Annotated in this window: 13 protein-coding genes; 10 read left to right on the forward strand and 3 right to left on the reverse strand. The window is 45.5% G+C overall.

The window, feature by feature from the left end; translation table 11 throughout:
• The first annotated feature begins 1 nt into the window (after window position 1).
• The 9 genes from VV089_RS21720 to VV089_RS25320 all read left to right on the forward strand — a co-directional run bounded on the left by VV089_RS21720 (window position 2) and on the right by VV089_RS25320 (window position 11,716).
• Window positions 2–1,753, forward strand: a complete 1,752-nt coding sequence (locus tag VV089_RS21720; protein ID WP_334337369.1) for a PAAR-like protein — start codon at window positions 2–4, stop codon at window positions 1,751–1,753.
• 26 nt (window positions 1,754–1,779) lie between these two features.
• Window positions 1,780–2,388: a hypothetical protein gene (locus VV089_RS21725; RefSeq protein WP_334337370.1), complete on the forward strand. Its 609-nt coding sequence runs from the start codon at window positions 1,780–1,782 to the stop codon at window positions 2,386–2,388.
• Entirely contained in the window at window positions 2,369–3,895 is a 1,527-nt protein-coding gene (locus VV089_RS21730) for a contractile injection system protein, VgrG/Pvc8 family (protein ID WP_334337371.1), read from the forward strand. Before VV089_RS21725 ends, VV089_RS21730 begins: the two co-directional genes overlap by 20 nt.
• 11 nt (window positions 3,896–3,906) lie before the next feature.
• A complete protein-coding gene (locus tag VV089_RS21735) occupies window positions 3,907–6,486 on the forward strand; it encodes a hypothetical protein (RefSeq protein WP_334337372.1) in 2,580 nt (859 codons plus the stop codon).
• A 41-nt stretch (window positions 6,487–6,527) separates the two neighbouring features.
• Entirely contained in the window at window positions 6,528–7,133 is a 606-nt protein-coding gene (locus VV089_RS21740) for a pentapeptide repeat-containing protein (RefSeq protein ID WP_334337373.1), read from the forward strand.
• Between the two features lie 116 nt (window positions 7,134–7,249).
• Window positions 7,250–7,648, forward strand: coding sequence for a hypothetical protein (locus VV089_RS21745; RefSeq protein ID WP_334337375.1), 399 nt, complete (start codon window positions 7,250–7,252; stop codon window positions 7,646–7,648).
• Window positions 7,649–7,659: 11 nt separating this feature from the next.
• A complete protein-coding gene (locus tag VV089_RS21750; RefSeq protein ID WP_334337376.1) occupies window positions 7,660–10,257 on the forward strand; it encodes a hypothetical protein in 2,598 nt (865 codons plus the stop codon).
• A gap of 74 nt (window positions 10,258–10,331) precedes the next feature.
• Window positions 10,332–11,555, forward strand: coding sequence for a PoNe immunity protein domain-containing protein (locus VV089_RS21755; RefSeq protein WP_334337377.1), 1,224 nt, complete (start codon window positions 10,332–10,334; stop codon window positions 11,553–11,555).
• 53 nt (window positions 11,556–11,608) lie between these two features.
• Window positions 11,609–11,716 (forward strand): polymorphic toxin type 15 domain-containing protein, encoded by a 108-nt coding sequence (locus VV089_RS25320; protein ID WP_442891585.1) that lies wholly within the window; start codon window positions 11,609–11,611, stop codon window positions 11,714–11,716.
• On the opposite strand, the gene VV089_RS21760 is transcribed toward VV089_RS25320, so the two are convergent.
• The 3 genes from VV089_RS21760 to VV089_RS21770 all read right to left on the reverse strand — a co-directional run bounded on the left by VV089_RS21760 (window position 11,689) and on the right by VV089_RS21770 (window position 14,918).
• Complete coding sequence (locus VV089_RS21760; RefSeq protein ID WP_334337378.1) at window positions 11,689–12,921, reverse strand: IS701 family transposase; 1,233 nt, start codon at window positions 12,919–12,921, stop codon at window positions 11,689–11,691. The genes VV089_RS25320 and VV089_RS21760 overlap by 28 nt on opposite strands.
• Before the next feature lie 133 nt (window positions 12,922–13,054).
• A complete protein-coding gene (locus tag VV089_RS21765) occupies window positions 13,055–14,731 on the reverse strand; it encodes an IS66 family transposase (RefSeq protein WP_334334951.1) in 1,677 nt (558 codons plus the stop codon).
• Between the two features lie 4 nt (window positions 14,732–14,735).
• Window positions 14,736–14,918, reverse strand: coding sequence for a hypothetical protein (locus VV089_RS21770; RefSeq protein ID WP_172541642.1), 183 nt, complete (start codon window positions 14,916–14,918; stop codon window positions 14,736–14,738).
• 582 nt (window positions 14,919–15,500) lie between these two features.
• Here VV089_RS21770 and VV089_RS21775 point away from each other — a divergent pair.
• Entirely contained in the window at window positions 15,501–16,043 is a 543-nt protein-coding gene (locus VV089_RS21775; protein WP_334337379.1) for a T6SS immunity protein Tdi1 domain-containing protein, read from the forward strand.
• Window positions 16,044–16,047: the final 4 nt, after the last annotated feature.

Consider the following 16,047-nt stretch of genomic DNA (forward strand, 5'->3'; position numbering starts at 1 on the left):
AATGCCGGAAACAAATGGTACGGAACAGAACGAACCGGAGAAAATAAGCGTCTATGAATATGTAGAGAAATACTATAAAGAGGAATGGTCCACCGGGGAAAATAACGGAGTAGGCGGATTCCGGAAAAAAACTTATTGGGAGCAGTTTGAGGAGCTTTATCAGTATAACTACTCTCTCCAGGCATCCAATTACCCTACCGAATATGAGCTGTGCGAGCAGTGGCTGGCGGAAAAACAGACTTATATGGACGAGCGTAACAGGCTGCTTGGGGAAGAGAGGGAAAGCGTATATGACAACCAGAAATACAGGGACGCAGGTATGCGGTATGCCAGAAATTATCTGAATACACAGATTTCGGACAGTGCGGCGTTGGAAGCATTTCGTACCATGACAGGGGATGTGCTGCTTCAAGATCCGGAAACCGTGCAAAAAGAGACCGCATCTGCATGGAAAGGAGCCGTAGCTGCGAAAAATGAACAGACCAAGGGTGCGGTGATTCAAGACCTGGAAAGCGAGGCGGATAAAGAAGCTGCAAGAAAGCAGAAAAATGAGCAGCTAGAACAAGAAGAGACAGACGAACAGTTGGAAGAAGCAGAGGGTGTGGGAGAAAAGCTGTCTTATCTGGTTAAGGGGGCACCTCTCCGTTGCATATACGGTTCTCACATGAGGCATCTGGACATGTTGGAAAGTCATGGCGTTTACCAGGATAAAAAGCCGGTTATCCACAGCCATGATATGGAAAAAAGCAACATTCTTCCCTTTGGAATCTGCAGTTCTCCATGCAGCACTCTTACAGAAAGAGGTTCCTTCCTAAAGGGAGCACCGGTGGATGCGGAGGGGAATTATCTTGACGAGCCGGATAATCAGATATTGACAGGGCTTGTATGCGATCCCGAAATTGTCGATTTCTGGAACAATGTGAATGAGGATGTAATGATAGCAGATGATGCTACGGAGAAAACGAAGAGCAAGGATGAATGTGACTGTTATCCTGCGGTTACCATAAAGTCTTATTTAATCTGCAAGCATGGAGGGATTATATATCCGGAGGGAAGCGGGCAGTTTGAATATGCTGCGTATAATCCGGATTATGAAGAGTTTCCATTTGAAGGAGATGAAGAGAGGGACAGGCTTTATGAGGCATGGCTTGAAGATGAGGATATATGTCGTTATTATCCCACGGAAGAAGGATTCCACACTTGGTATAAAGACAAAATAGATAATGCCTTGAAGAAGAATGATAAGAAAAAAGCAAAAGAGCTTTATGAAGAATATCTGGATCATTCTTTTCAGGTGGGACTGGAACAGATGGCCGAGCCGCAGCGTGATACGGTTCGAGACATGGTAAAAGAATATGCAAAATCCGGTCTTTTGACACAGGCCAAGGCAGAAGAGATGAAAGAACGGTATTCGGCTGATCGCATAGATTACGGGCATAATTCTCAAAAGAATCTGCTCCCATATACACCGGAGCAGAGTGGATTTTATGATTACTATTTGCAGCAAGCGGAGGAGAATCTGCAGCAGCAGATAGAATTAGGACAGCAGCAGGTTCAGAGTTCACAGCCAGGTATGCAAAGCAACCGGCAGAATGGTACATCAATCCTAAAAGACCTCCAGATACTATGGAAAGAACGTGATGAACTGTATGAACGCTTTGCCAGGGAAATAGAACTGTACCAGGACGTGCTGACAGAAGAACAAAAAGAACGCATCCTGGAGATTCAACGTAAATTTGGAAAAATAGGGTAGGAAATCCGGGACTTGGAGGTAGACATATGGATTTTACAGAGAAAGAGATAGCCGCACTGCGAAAAGAGTCGGTGCAGAAAAAGAATAACAGTATCCATGCTCCTTATATTTACATTGCAGATGAGCGTCTGGAGTTTACAATGCAGGATATTATAAAGCCCCATGTACGGATGATGCTTCCAAAGACTTTTCTGGACCTGCCGCCGTTAATTGCAAAACAGATGTATCCATCCGAATTCCGTCCGGCAGTGATCAAGACAAATCCATCCCTGACGGTGAATTTTTCTTTCACTTTTTTTGAGGAAAAGCTTCCCATGAAAGAAGTTCCGGACTGTGCCCATTATTATCGGAATGTAATGAAAAAGATGTATCCGGGGAACCGATTTTTGAAAAACGGAAAACGATATATGGACCCGGAAGAAACTTGTATTCTGGGTTGGTATTCCTTTGTCAATCCTACGCTGACGGAGCCGATCTACAATATCCATGCTTTCACTAGCGTGGAGGAGAGGATGCTGTATTGCATCTTCCATACCTCGAAGGAACGTTTCCAGGCATGGGAGCCTCACGCATTTGAAGTGTTTGATTCCATTACAACCGGAAGGAGGAAAGCAAATGAAAGCGGACAGGATTGAAGTGTCACCCTTTGCGTTTCAGGATATTACATACTGTGAGATTGAAAAGGCGGTTAATATTCACGGATCGGCAAAAGTAAAGGGATATATTGCAGCCGAAAAAGAACAGGAGTATCTAATGAGTGCCTGCCGCCAGACAGAAGTAACCATCACTGCGGCAGATGAGGACGGAAGCGTTAAGCCTCTTTACTGCGGCATTCTGGAGGAGCTTGGCATCCGGCATGAGAACGGGGTCTGCATGATGGAGATCACGATTGTTCCGTATACCTATCTTCTGGATGTGAATCCTGTGCGGCGGTCCTTCCAGATTCCTTCCATGACCTATCAGGAAGTGTTCAACATTGTCCTTGGGGGATATTCCGGCGGAAGTGCATTGATGAATACCGGGGCTTCTTCTGCCATTGGAGAACCCATTGTGCAATACCAGGAAACCGATTGGGAGTTCTGCCTTCGCCTTGCAAGCCATTTCCAGACGGTGGTTGTTCCAAGTTATGTAACCTCGGGATCGAAGCTGTATGTAGGTCTGTCCGGCCATGGGAAGGCAGCCCGGATCTCACCGGTATGCTACCGTGCCAAAAAGTCGGTCAGCGAATACCTTTATAAAGAGCAGAACCAGGTGGACGGAATTGCAGAAAACGACAGCCTGTGGTATATTGTAGAGGATCAGGAGCTGTATGAGATTGGAGAGGAGGTGGAATTTCAGGGGAGACAGTACTGCGTATCAAGAGTGGAATCAAAGCTTGACGGCCATCAGCTCTGGAATACCTATTATCTGTGCACCCTGGCAGGGTTAAAAGTCCCAAGGCAGTATAATGAAAGAATCATAGGTGCATCCTTGGACGGAAAGATCACCGGGGTTCAGGCAGACGTGGTGAGGGTAAGCCTCAGTATCGATGCAAAAAGCGGAGAAGGAAAATGGTTCTCCTTTTCTACCGTATATTCCTCTCCGGACGGCAGTGGTTGGTACTGCATGCCGGAGCCGGGGGACGAGATTCGCCTGTACTTTCCTACGGAAAAGGAAAAGCATGCCTATGTGATAAGTGCCGTGCACCTTCCGGTGGAGGAAGAGACTCCGGCCCCGTCATCCGGCACAGCCAGTAGTTCCGGAGGCGGAAGCTTTGGCGGCGGCATCGGAAGTCCGGCCATGGCCGGAGGTGGCGGAAAAGCCGCTGCGGGAGCAGGCAAAGCGAATCAGTGTAAACGCAGCGATCCGAATCATAAAACCCTTGAAGCCCCTGGCGGGAAGATTGTGGATCTGCATCCCGGCGGAATCATCATGGATTCCGGGAACGGCATGCGGGTGGTTCTGGATGACGCTGCGGGCATTACCATTACCAGTCCCTCCAATGTAACGATTAAGTCGGATGCGTTGATTGAGATTACAAGCCTGGACGGGAAAGTGGAGCTTATCGGTTCCGAGGGCGTGGAACTCTGCCAGAACGACAGCAAAATCGAAGTGGCTTCCAAAAATGTGGTAATCTGCGGGGCCAACTCCAAGGTACAGTAGGAGGGGTGGCCATGAGTGGGATTACAGCAGGAGCCCTCCGTATCAGCGGCGGCATCGGAATCGGAAGTATTGTAAGCTTTTTTATGTGTGAATATCCGGGAGAACACTCCCGGGCAACGATAACAGGAATCGCACAGCCTGGGAAAGACGGGCAGACGGGCTGTGCGGAGAATCTGGCAAACGCCCCTGTGGAAGTGCTGGCAGAGGGGGAGGATCTGCCTCTTTACAGCGGAATTCTCCAATCCATAGAAGAAAAAGAGGAAAACGGCCTCCGGCTGATACAGCTTGAGCTTGTCTCCGGAAGCATTCTCCTGGACATGGAGAAGAAGAGCCGTTCTTATCAGAATACAGGCCAGACCTACGGAGAGGTGGTATCCCAGGCCCTGGCATCTCAGAACACGGCGGCGGTTTATCCTGACAGCCTGGACGGAGCGTCTATCGGCTTTCCGGTCATTCAGTACTATGAGACGGACTGGGAGTTTGTGAAGCGTATAGCGAGCCGGTTTGCCCTGTCCCTGTTTCCGGAACCCTCCATGGGCGGAGCAAAGGTGTATCTGGGCGTGCCAAAGACGGGAAACGCCTGTGAGATCGATCCCCTGGAGTATACGGCCAGGGTGGACAAGCGGTTTTATGTCCTGGGAGGGGAAAAGGCCGGATACGACAGAAGTCAGTTCCTCTGCTATGAGGTAAAAAGCCTGGACAACTGCCGGGTAGGAGATCTGGCAGAGTTCAAGGGCGAGCAGAAGTATATCTGTGCCAAAAGCTGCACCCTGAACCGGGGACAGGCGGAGTTTACCTATACCCTCGCATCTCCCGAATGGGCCGGTGCGAAGGAGATTGGAAACCGGAATTTCTCCGGCCTGTCGCTTTTGGGAACGGTAGAATCCTGCAGTAATGAAACCGTGTGCCTGAAGCTGGACATTGACAAGGGGAACCCGGAGCAGACGCTGTATGCCTGGAACTGGGTGCCGCCAACGGGAAACCTGATGTACATGATGCCCCAGGCGGGAACCCGTGTGTCCCTCTACTTCAAAGGGGACCAGGAAACCAGTGCCGTGGCGGTGAACTGCATCCGAAGCGGCTGCGGCTGTGAGAATTCGGATTACCGGGACAAGGGCCTGATAACTGAGCACGATATGGAACTGCGGCTTTATCAGGGTGAGATGGGCCTGGCAACGAAAAACGGGAATAACCTGCTTCTGAATAATGGGAAAGGCATAGAGCTTACGGGAACCCAGGACTTCAAGATCATGGCGGCAGGCAATATCCGTCTGGAAGGGAAAAACATACGCTTGGAGGGACCCGGGGGCGTAAACAGCTACCAGGGCTTTCTCCAGGTGAAGGAAGCAGGCGGTGGAACGGGAGCAGCCCAGGTGATGGCGAAAAACGTGCCCCTGGTGGGAAACGGGGGAGGCCAGGGGGCCGCAGGAGCTTCGGAAGCGGAAGAGCCGGAGATGGAGCTGGAGGTGATAATAGAGGCCAAGGTCGAACTGCTGGAGGGAGACGAAGGCCAGGAGGCAGACACCAGAGGTTTACAAAAAACTTACTATCTTGCCTGGGAACATGAGGATCTGAAGCATCCATCCAACCGCTACCGTGATATGCCGGAGGAACAGGGCCGTGACTGGGCAGGACTGGTCAACAACGTAATAGGTGGAATTGCACTAACTGCAGGTGCAGCGGCACTGGCATATGCCGCACCTTACGCATTGGCAGGAACCAAGATAGGTGCGGTTGTCTTGAAAGGACTATCCGCAGCACAGGCAGGCCAAAAGCTGGGGGCTGCGGTATTCCTGGCAGGAAGTATGAGCGTGATAGGCCTGGGCGTATCGGACTTTATGAGCAACCGTGTATCCAGCCGGGAGGAATATCTGCGTCGGGCTATGGCAGGCTCGATATCGGGCTTTTTGTCAGGAGCAAGCACTCTGGCGTTGGCAGATGCAGGTCTGGCGGCTGTGATGGGGGGCGGCTTTGCGGAAGGGTTTGTGAGTGAAGCCATTACGGAGAAGTTATTGAATGAGGATGGGAGCATCAATTGGGGGCTATGTGTTGCAAGTGGTATTTTTACGGCTGTTATGGATGGTGTATTACATAGTATAGAGGGTAGTGCATATACCAAAAGTCAAAGGGAAAAGTATCCACATTGGTATAACGAAAATGGAGTTTATACAGGAGGCAGAACTCAAGAGGCATTAGATGCTCTTGCGTTTGATCCACATAAAGGAAAAATCACAAAAGACTCTATATTAGAGAGGGAGATTATTTTAGCATTAGAAGAACAAGGTTATGTTGAACATGTCATTAGAGATACTTGGGGGAGAGGAGATTTTTATGATGATATAATGCTTAAGTTATATGATATAAAAAGTTTCAAATCATTCCCACTAGATAATTTAGGAAATCCTATAACCAGTATAAATGGAGGTGCATTTGATGTTAATAGAGCAATAAAAAATATAATGAAAGAATTTAATGCAAATGGTGTTGACTTTGTAATTATTTATACAAAGGATATGACACCACTTCATGTAATGCAATTGAAGAAACGAATAGAGTTGGAAGGTTTGTCAGATATGGTAATTTGGTTTTAAACTTTCGTTTGACAAGTATTTATACGAGGTAGGTGTTAATAATGTTTGGCTTAAATCAAGATGAATTTAATAAACTATCAGCTCAACATCAATTATTTGCAAGTTCATTGGGCGAAAGTGGAGTTAAAATTAATTTAAACAGTTATAATTTGGAGAAGCTTGTAATAGAAGATATATCTTTAACAGATTCATTTATAACAGAATCAATATTTTACGATGTCTTTTTTAATAATGTAGAAATATTTGATGCAACTATGTGCGGGTGTAAGTTTGAAAATGTAATATTTGAAAATGTAAATTTTGTTAAGACTGATTTGTCTTTTTGCTTTTTTAAAAATTGCAAATTTATTAATTCAAAATTAAAACGTTGTGAAACATATAGAGCAGTATATGAAGATATTCAATTTAATTCTTGTGATTTGTATGATATTTTTTCATATGCAGAATTAAAGAATGCTGTTTTTAGTGATATGGATTTAGAAAAAATAACTTTGTATGAAACAGTGGTACATGGTATAAAATTAATAAATATTAGAAATTTAAATATAAAGACGGCAATACTATCTTTAAATATAGGAGATTTTAAAAATGAAAATATTGTAATGGGAGAAGACGCTATAGAGTATTTTCAAAAAAATTGTTTATGAATAAAATGCGAAAAATATGATTGGTGATGCAAGTGTTTTTAGGCTCCTGATATATTGATGTTAATGAATCCTGTTAGCTAAAGGTATAGATATTAATTTCGTTATTCTTGCGAGAATTGAATAATTCTGGCGGCGGCATCGGAAGTCCGGCCATGGCCGGAGGCGGCGGAAAAGCCGCTGCGGGAGCAGGCAAAGCGAACCAGTGTAAACGCAGCGATCCGAATCATAAAACCCTTGAAGCCCCCGGCGGGAAGATTGTGGATCTGCATCCCGGCGGAATCATCATGGATTCCGGGAACGGCATGCGGGTGGTTCTGGATGACGCTGCGGGCATTACCATTACCAGTCCCTCCAATGTAACGATTAAGTCGGATGCGTTGATTGAGATTACAAGCCTGGACGGGAAAGTGGAACTTATTGGTTCCGAGGGCGTGGAACTTTGCCAGAACGAAAGCAAAATCGAAGTGGCTTCCAAAAATGTGGTAATCTGCGGGGCCAACTCCAAGGTACAGTAGGAGGGACGGCCATGAGTGGGATTACAGCAGGAGCCCTCCGTATCAGCGGCGGCATCGGAATCGGAAGTATTGTAAGCTTTTTTATGTGTGAATATCCGGGAGAGCACTCCCGGGCAACGATAACAGGAATCGCACAGCCTGGAAAAGACGGGCAGACGGGCTGTGTGGAGAATCTGGCAAACGCCCCTGTGGAAGTGCTGGCAGAGGGGGAGGATCTGCCTCTTTACAGCGGAATTCTCCAATCCATAGAAGAAAAAGAGGAAAACGGCCTCCGGATGATTCAGCTTGAGCTTGTCTCCGGAAGCATTCTCCTGGGCATGGAGAAGAAGAGCCGTTCTTATCAGAATACGGGCCAGACCTACGGAGAGGTGGTATCCCAGGCCCTGGCATCTCAGAACACGGCGGCGGTTTATCCTGACAGCCTGGACGGAGCGTCTATCGGCTTTCCGGTCATTCAGTACTATGAGACGGACTGGGAGTTTGTGAAGCGTATAGCGAGCCGGTTTGCCCTGTCCCTGTTTCCGGAACCCTCCATGGGCGGAGCAAAGGTGTATCTGGGCGTGCCAAAGACGGGAAACGCCTGTGAGATCGATCCCCTGGAGTATACGGCCAGGGTGGACAAGCGGTTTTATGTCCTGGGAGGGGAAAAGGCCGGATACGACAGAAGTCAGTTCCTCTGCTATGAGGTAAAAAGCCTGGACAACTGCCGGGTAGGAGATCTGGCAGAGTTCAAGGGCGAGCAGAAGTATATCTGTGCCAAAAGCTGCACCCTGAACCGGGGACAGGCGGAGTTTACCTATACCCTCGCATCTCCCGAATGGGCCGGTGCGAAGGAGATTGGAAACCGGAATTTCTCCGGCCTGTCGCTTTTGGGAACGGTAGAATCCTGTAGTAATGAAACCGTGTGCCTGAAGCTGGACATTGACAAGGGGAACCCGGAGCAGACGCTGTATGCCTGGAACTGGGTGCCGCCAACGGGAAACCTGATGTACATGATGCCCCAGGCGGGAACCCGTGTGTCCCTCTACTTCAAAGGGGACCAGGAAACCAGTGCCGTGGCGGTGAACTGCATCCGAAGCGGCTGCGGCTGTGAGAATTCGGATTACCGGGACAAGGGCCTGATAACTGAGCACGATATGGAACTGCGGCTTTATCAGGGTGAGATGGGCCTGGCAACGAAAAACGGGAATAACCTGCTTCTGAATAATGGGAAAGGCATAGAGCTTACGGGAACCCAGGACTTCAAGATCATGGCGGCAGGCAATATCCGTCTGGAAGGGAAAAACATACGCTTGGAGGGACCCGGGGGCGTAAACAGCTACCAGGGCTTTCTCCAGGTGAAGGAAGCAGGCGGTGGAACGGGAGCAGCCCAGGTGATGGCGAAAAACGTGCCCCTGGTGGGAAACGGGGGAGGCCAGGGGGCCGCAGGAGCTTCGGAAGCGGAAGAGCCGGAGATGGAGCTGGAGGTGATAATAGAGGCCAAGGTCGAACTGCTGGAGGGAGACGAAGGCCAGGAGGCAGACACCAGAGGTTTACAAAAAACTTACTATCTTGCCTGGGAACATGAGGATCTGAAGCATCCATCCAACCGCTACCGTGATATGCCGGAGGAACAGGGCCGTGACTGGGCAGGACTGGTCAACAACGTAATAGGTGGAATTGCACTAACTGCAGGTGCAGCGGCACTGGCATATGCCGCACCTTACGCATTGGCAGGAACCAAGATAGGTGCGGTTGTCTTGAAAGGACTATCCGCAGCACAGGCAGGCCAAAAGCTGGGGGCTGCGGTATTCCTGGCAGGAAGTATGAGCGTGATAGGCCTGGGCGTATTGGACTTTATGAGCAACCGTGTATCCAGCCGGGAGGAATATCTGCGTCGTGCTATGGCAGGTGCGATATCGGGCTTTTTGTCAGGAGCAAGCACTCTGGCGTTGGCAGATGCTGGTCTGGCGGCTGTGATGGGGGGCGGCTTTGCGGAAGGATTTGTGAGTGAAGCCATTACGGAGAAGTTATTGAATGAGGATGGGAGCATCAATTGGGGGCGGTGTGTTGCAAGTGGTATTTTTACGGCTGTTATGGATGGCGTATTGTATGGCACAATGCCTAAAGGGAATAGTTCCCCATTTGATGATTTTGATGCAAAAACAGCTAATTCACACCAAAAAGGAAACTTTGGAGAGTATAAAGCAGATGATAATATGTTACATAATGAGAAAATCAGGGATGCGAGATTTCATCTACGCTCCATAGGGAGAAAAGCCCCCACTTCGCTTGATGATGTAATAGAAACAGGAATTGATGGTTTGTATGAAAATATGAATCCTAATTCAAATATCCGATATGTTATAGATGAAGCGAAGTTTGGAAAATCACAATTAAAGATTGTAAAAGATGGGCGTCAAATGTCAGATGATTGGCTGCTTGGAACAGTTACGAATAATAATAGGATTTTAAAAGCAGTTAATAATAATGTTGCATTGGCAGCAAGTATAGAGCAGGCATTAGATTGTGGTGAGGTAGCAAAAGTACTATCTAAAATTGATGAGAATGGGGTTGTTACAACATTTTTATTAGATGCTAATGGTAAAGTAGTTGGTCCTTGGCCGTAAATTTTTGTTGTGTTTGAGAGATTATCAATAATTGGTTGAAAATTTTTGTTGAATGGATTAAGGAAGGAGAACATATGCGAGATTATTTATGCAACGAGGAGGAATTAAAAGATACAATAGAATTTGATGAAAAACAAATTATAAATAAATGGGAACAAATAGACGGGTTATTAAAAGATATACAAGAGGGAATTCAAAGAAAGCCGAAAAAGAATGAAGATATTCTTTTTAGTGTGAAGAAAACTCTATTTAGATTGGCAAATAAATTAATACGAGCAAAATATTCCTTGGGATTATCATGCAAAGAGCTAGAAGATTTGTATTTACAAGCATTGAGCATTGTTTCTGAGTTAGGCTTTACTACAATAGGATATGTCAATTTTCTTCAGTACTTTGCTCTTGGAATTTTGCTGGAGGTAGATGAAGATAAGATAAAAGATTTGGTAAAAAAAGCGGATGAAGATAATCTGGATGATTTCGTATTTGATTTTTTGGTTTCTTCTTACGGTTTAAAGCGTGACATGATATCTTCGAACTATCAGAAAGAGAATCCATATAAATTGTTGGCTGAGATTGTTGAGATTTCTTTCCATGACAAAAATGCTGCAGCACAAAAATTAAATGAATATATCAAAAAGAAGTGGCTTCGGGGTCATGCGGATTATGGATGGATGAATGCACATAAAGAGGCAGGATATGTAGGGCTATGGAGTTTCGAAGCGGCAGCAGTTGCAAAGATTCTTCGTTTGGATGACAGTAAATTGGAAGATGATAATCACTATCCTTATGACTTAACGCATTTTAAGGATAATAAGGAATTTGTTTTAACCCAAATAAAAGAACTCAATAAGCTATCCGAACCGGAATTATACGAAATTGGGATTACAAAAAACAAAGAATTGGAACAGATAATTCCGGCTCAATTCCACAAATTGATAAATCAGCTTCTTTTGGACTATGTGGAGTTGGAAGATCAAATGTTTTGGAGAAAATATAATCTGGACGAATTGTGGTTTACGGTCGATGCTTATATTCAAGAAAAGCGGAGCAAGGAAATTTTAGGAGAGATAATTGTAAATGTCTTGGTTAATTGTGGATATATTTTGCAATTGGACTACAAAGAGAGTTTAGAAGATTATATGGAAGATCTTGCTGACTTCTGGAAGACGGGCAGTGTAAAAATTATCAGGTTTGAAATTGGAAATGATCAATATTATTATGCCAAAGTCCCTCAAGATTCTAGCTTAAAAGGCATTTATGAAATAGAATTAATTGATACTAATTTTGAGGATGAATAGCAGTCCGAAGGTTCCGTTTTGTAAGCGAAAATCTTGGATTTCATTAAGGAGGTATGGGAGATAAAGATATTAATTCTTCAATTGGTTCACAATGGCGATATAGAATTGATAAGATTGATGAACATACACCACTTTACAACTTATGCCAACCGCTACATTGATGCCAAAGCAGCTGTTTCAGTACCTTTGTAAAGACACTTGATTTTATGCCCGTTTCGACATTTTGCAGGAAAGTGGCATAAAATACCTGCCGGCGAATTTCCTCACTGAGGGCAAACCGGAATTCCTGCACGCTTTCGCTACGGTATTTTGAAAAAACTTCATCTTGATAAGGCAGCATTTTCATTGCGCAGTATGCGACATTAATCAAATTGACCAGCATTTCTATCCCTTTGCTGCTGCGGACCATGTAACTGCATAATGACCAGAACGTTTTCTGCTCATAGTAACTGACCTCGATGTTCCACCTGAAATAGTAACACAACAGGGGAATAAACTGCATGCGGCTGCTCCCGGTCTGGTTCAGCGGCGCCTTTTCCTGCCAGGCACAGAATATCTCCATCTGCCAGGGGAAAATAGTGCTGAAAAACAAACGTCTGGCGCCCTTTGCTTTATCAGAGGCCGTCACATAGGCAAGGACTTCCCTCTGCCCGAAGAGGTTGGTGAGAACCTGGCGCACGCCAATGTAATAATCCCCAACCTTTTCCTCAGAAAGGGTGAAATCTGTCTCTATGGACAGGCGTCTCCCATGTTTGGCAGGCCTGCCCTTTTTGCCTGTAGGATGCGGGGCAAGGTCATAAATAACAGAGTCATATCTGGCATTGCAGATAACATCCAGGTTGGCATACTCATCTACGACATACACCAAGTCCTTTTTGGCATACCAGCTGTCGCACAGGATGATGACATTTCTCTGTGCAGAAAACTCCGGCATAACCTGCCGTACCATGGATGCCGCCAGTTCCAGCTTGGATACTTCCTTTTTCCACATACGGTATCCCAGGGGAACTGCCAGGTAGACAATCCGCTGTTTCCGCCATACCGGGACACAAAGCATAAGGCTGACAAAACAATGCCCGTTGAGGTAATTGGAACCATTATGTGCGGCATGGTCGAAAAGTTTTGATACATCCTCAAACTTTTTCCCAAACTTTGCCACCATGGTGTCGTCAATGCAGAGAAAAACCGGCTGTGACTTCAGGCGTTCCGGAACCAGCTTCAGGGCCATGGCCGCTGTTACGTTCATAAACCTGGAATAATCCACTTTCGCATGGGAGCAGGCATAGTAAAATGCATTCAGTGATTTTTCCGTGATGCCGGACAAAAAGTGCCTGTAAAGGAAGCGTATGGAATGGGCTGATTCCATTGCCAGTATGGATAGTACCAGTAAAAACAGCGTCTCTACAGTAGGGGCAGAAAATGTGTTACTGTTCAGAGGTCAGCTTGTGATAAACAAACCGATGGTGTAGACTAATCTTAGTCGAAACCATCGGTTTTCTTTATCCAAATATCTCGGATACTCTGTTATATAAATTTGATTCTTCGTTTTGGCGTATCTGAATAAGCATGCTCATGCATTCACAGAGATACTCGATGGACTCGAATCCCCTGAATGACACAGCCTGCTGCTGCTTGCGCTTATATCCTCTAAGCAGACGCTCCGCTTCATTGTTTGTAGCCGGAACTCTGTGATCATGCAGGAACAGAAGATGGTTGGACATGTATTCTTCCATCCGCAGATACAGGTTGTATCCGTCCTTATAATACTCACTTGCTGGAATGTATTCGTATTCCTCTTTCGCTTTTTGCAGTATTGCCCGGTAGCGTTCTTCATACTCCCTGACCTTTTCGGTGTCAGGAGGCGCCTCTTCCGGCAGGCCGTTCCGGTAGTGGATCATTTCCTGTACCAGAGCACGCATTTCCTTGTTCCAGGTCCGGTCAGCCTCATTATCTATGCTGTCCTTCAGATAGCGGAGGACATGCGCAAGACACTCCTGGTGTTGTGCACCATAGTTATAAAAGGTTTTCTCATGATCGTGAACCAGGATTCCCTGGTAATCTTCGACCGGGGTGCCTTTTACTCCTTCGTGCCCTTTTTTCCTGCGTGCAAAATACATCGCTTTTCCATCCGGGGCAGCGCACACAAATACATAAGCATTTTTTCCGTTTTCCTTTGCGTTGGTACAATCCGTATGAAGGACGGGGCTAAGCAGCAGATCGGCAAACGTCGCTTTTCGTTCCTGTTCCGTTTTTTTGGCAAATTCCCTGCCAAGCTTATTAACCATGCCCTTGGATATGCTGAGCCTGCCATCAGTCAAATCGGAAAGGAATTTCCTGCTTTTGTCGATGGAAGTGCAGCAGTCGTTATTCAACAGAAACAGGAAGGCCTTGACGCTTCCACCATAATTCACCTCGTCCACAACGCCGGGAGGAAACTCCGCATGGATCCGCTCGCCGGTTTTGGAATTATAATACACATCTGCGTGGTATTCCGTGACCTCCAGTATCGTACGTATGTTGACCAGCTGTTTCACGATCGTTTTTGAAGTCTTTTTGAAATCCGGATCTTCCAGCACTTCCCGGGGCGGCGGCAGCAGAACCGGATCCGTGGCAGGGATCTGCTTTTTCCTGCGGTGTCCCGGATGTCCCGGCTGGGCGCCCGGCTTACGGCCGCTTTTTTCCCGGCCGTTGGAGATCTTCTTGCGGCGGAGCGTTTTGGAAGAAGGGATGGAGGAATTTTCATAATCCCGGTTGATTTGCGCCCTCAGCTTCAAGTTCCTGCCCTTTTCCTCTTCCAGCGCCGTTTCCAGCCCATAGATCTTATGGCGCTGCCGGGTTGCCTTGTCCAGTGCGGCGTCTCTCTGTCTTTCTGCCTTTATGGCACGCCTTTCCATTCGTTCCAATTCTTTTCGCAAGGCCGACAGCTTTCGCTCGCATTCCTTTTGAAGTTCTTCAAATATCTCAAACCATTGATTGCGGACGGAAACGGTTTCACTGCGGGCACGTGAAAGCTCGTCCTTCAATTTCCGGATTTCCCGTTCCAAAGAACGTAATTCTTTCAGGTATTCCTCCTGCATGCGGACATATATTTCACCGGATTTGAAAGCGCATATCTGTGCGTTGGCCGCTTTCAGCCTGTATTCAAGAGTGGTGGTGTATTCAAAGGAAGCGTTCATGTGGTCAGCCCTTCTTTAAGGAGTCAAGAATTCTGTTCATCAGCGCCGATAATTCACCGTTGTGTTCCTGTTGGGCCTTAATGATGCGTTCCTGCTGCCTGATGATTTCATTTTTTGCCTGGACTTCCTCTTCGAGACAGGCAACGGCCTTGTTAAGCAGGACGATTTCATCTTCCATGTTTTTCATTCTCTCAATCCTCCGTTTTCATAAGGCAATTATACTATAGATGCCCTCAAAATGCGAATTTCCGTATTTGAGGGCATGGTCAATTTGACGGTGGATAATTTAAAAAAAGCGAGTAAATATTATCCATAAAAAGAGGGCAAGGAAGCATGCCTGGGACGAAACGGAAGACAGAAATGTGGATAACTTTCTGATAAATAAAGCGGACAGAAAAACTATAAACATCATTTTTCTGTCCGCTTTATTTATCCACATATAAAAAATTTAAATTTCGTCACTTTTCACAATCGTCAAATGTAGGGAGTGAACAGTAACGAAAATGTTTCAAAATAAGTAAAAAAATATTGATGAAGTCTACCAATCAGGTTATCTTTGTTGTATAATGAGTTTATCGTACAGGGTCACTTTCCTTTGTAAAGGTTGTAGCAAACTCATTATACATCAGAAAGTCCTGTACGATACTTTTTTTATTAAAAAACTTGTAAAGTGGTGATGAACATATAAAAAAAATAGCAGAAAAAATGTCTGAAGCAGAGAGAAAATCTACATATCTTAATGTAAAATTGACTTATAAAGGGGAACGAAATGTTACAGGTTAAAATTGAAAAGGGTAATGAGATGGAAAAAGATTTGATAAAAAAATATGAATCAATATTACCCGATGAGTTGCTAGAAATTTGGGAAAATTATGGACTTGCCAATTTATTAGATGGCTATTTAAGAGTGATTAATCCAGAAGATTATAAAGTATTACTTGATGAAACATATTTTCGAAGTAAAGTTTCTGTTCCAATAATGACTACAGCTTTTGGCGATATTATTACATTAGAAAAAGGCGAATATATAGGGATAGTTAAGTATAAAAATGGAAATTTTGTTATAGCCGTTGATGGCTTTGACCTTTTTATCCAAAATCTCACAGATGACTATTTTATAAAAAAGTATTTACAAATTCCTCAATATGAAGAAGCAGTAAAGAGATTAGGAAAACTAAAACAGGATGAGTGTTTTGGTTATGTACCACTATTAGGATTAGGTGGTAGTGAAAAGGTTGAAAATTTAAGTAAAGTGAATACCAGAGTGCATATTGAAATAATAACACAATTAGTAGGGAGGATAGGTATGTAGTAAG

Origin of the sequence: Candidatus Merdisoma sp. JLR.KK011 (genome assembly GCF_036941125.1) — a bacterium.
In the GTDB taxonomy this organism is placed as follows: domain Bacteria; phylum Bacillota; class Clostridia; order Lachnospirales; family Lachnospiraceae; genus Laedolimicola.

Excerpts from the sequence above, each read along its gene's own strand:
- VV089_RS21720 (WP_334337369.1), top strand. The coding sequence starts at position 2 with ATGCCGGAAACAAATGGTACGGAACAGAACGAACCGGAGAAAATAAGC.
- VV089_RS21725 (WP_334337370.1), top strand. The coding sequence starts at position 1,780 with ATGGATTTTACAGAGAAAGAGATAGCCGCACTGCGAAAAGAGTCGGTG.
- VV089_RS21730 (WP_334337371.1), top strand. The coding sequence starts at position 2,369 with ATGAAAGCGGACAGGATTGAAGTGTCACCCTTTGCGTTTCAGGATATT.
- VV089_RS21735 (WP_334337372.1), top strand. The coding sequence starts at position 3,907 with ATGAGTGGGATTACAGCAGGAGCCCTCCGTATCAGCGGCGGCATCGGA.
- VV089_RS21740 (WP_334337373.1), top strand. The coding sequence starts at position 6,528 with ATGTTTGGCTTAAATCAAGATGAATTTAATAAACTATCAGCTCAACAT.
- VV089_RS21750 (WP_334337376.1), top strand. The coding sequence starts at position 7,660 with ATGAGTGGGATTACAGCAGGAGCCCTCCGTATCAGCGGCGGCATCGGA.
- VV089_RS21755 (WP_334337377.1), top strand. The coding sequence starts at position 10,332 with ATGCGAGATTATTTATGCAACGAGGAGGAATTAAAAGATACAATAGAA.
- VV089_RS25320 (WP_442891585.1), top strand. The coding sequence starts at position 11,609 with ATGGGAGATAAAGATATTAATTCTTCAATTGGTTCACAATGGCGATAT.
- VV089_RS21760 (WP_334337378.1), bottom strand. The coding sequence starts at position 12,921 with ATGGAATCAGCCCATTCCATACGCTTCCTTTACAGGCACTTTTTGTCC.
- VV089_RS21765 (WP_334334951.1), bottom strand. The coding sequence starts at position 14,731 with ATGAACGCTTCCTTTGAATACACCACCACTCTTGAATACAGGCTGAAA.
- VV089_RS21770 (WP_172541642.1), bottom strand. The coding sequence starts at position 14,918 with ATGAAAAACATGGAAGATGAAATCGTCCTGCTTAACAAGGCCGTTGCC.
- VV089_RS21775 (WP_334337379.1), top strand. The coding sequence starts at position 15,501 with ATGTTACAGGTTAAAATTGAAAAGGGTAATGAGATGGAAAAAGATTTG.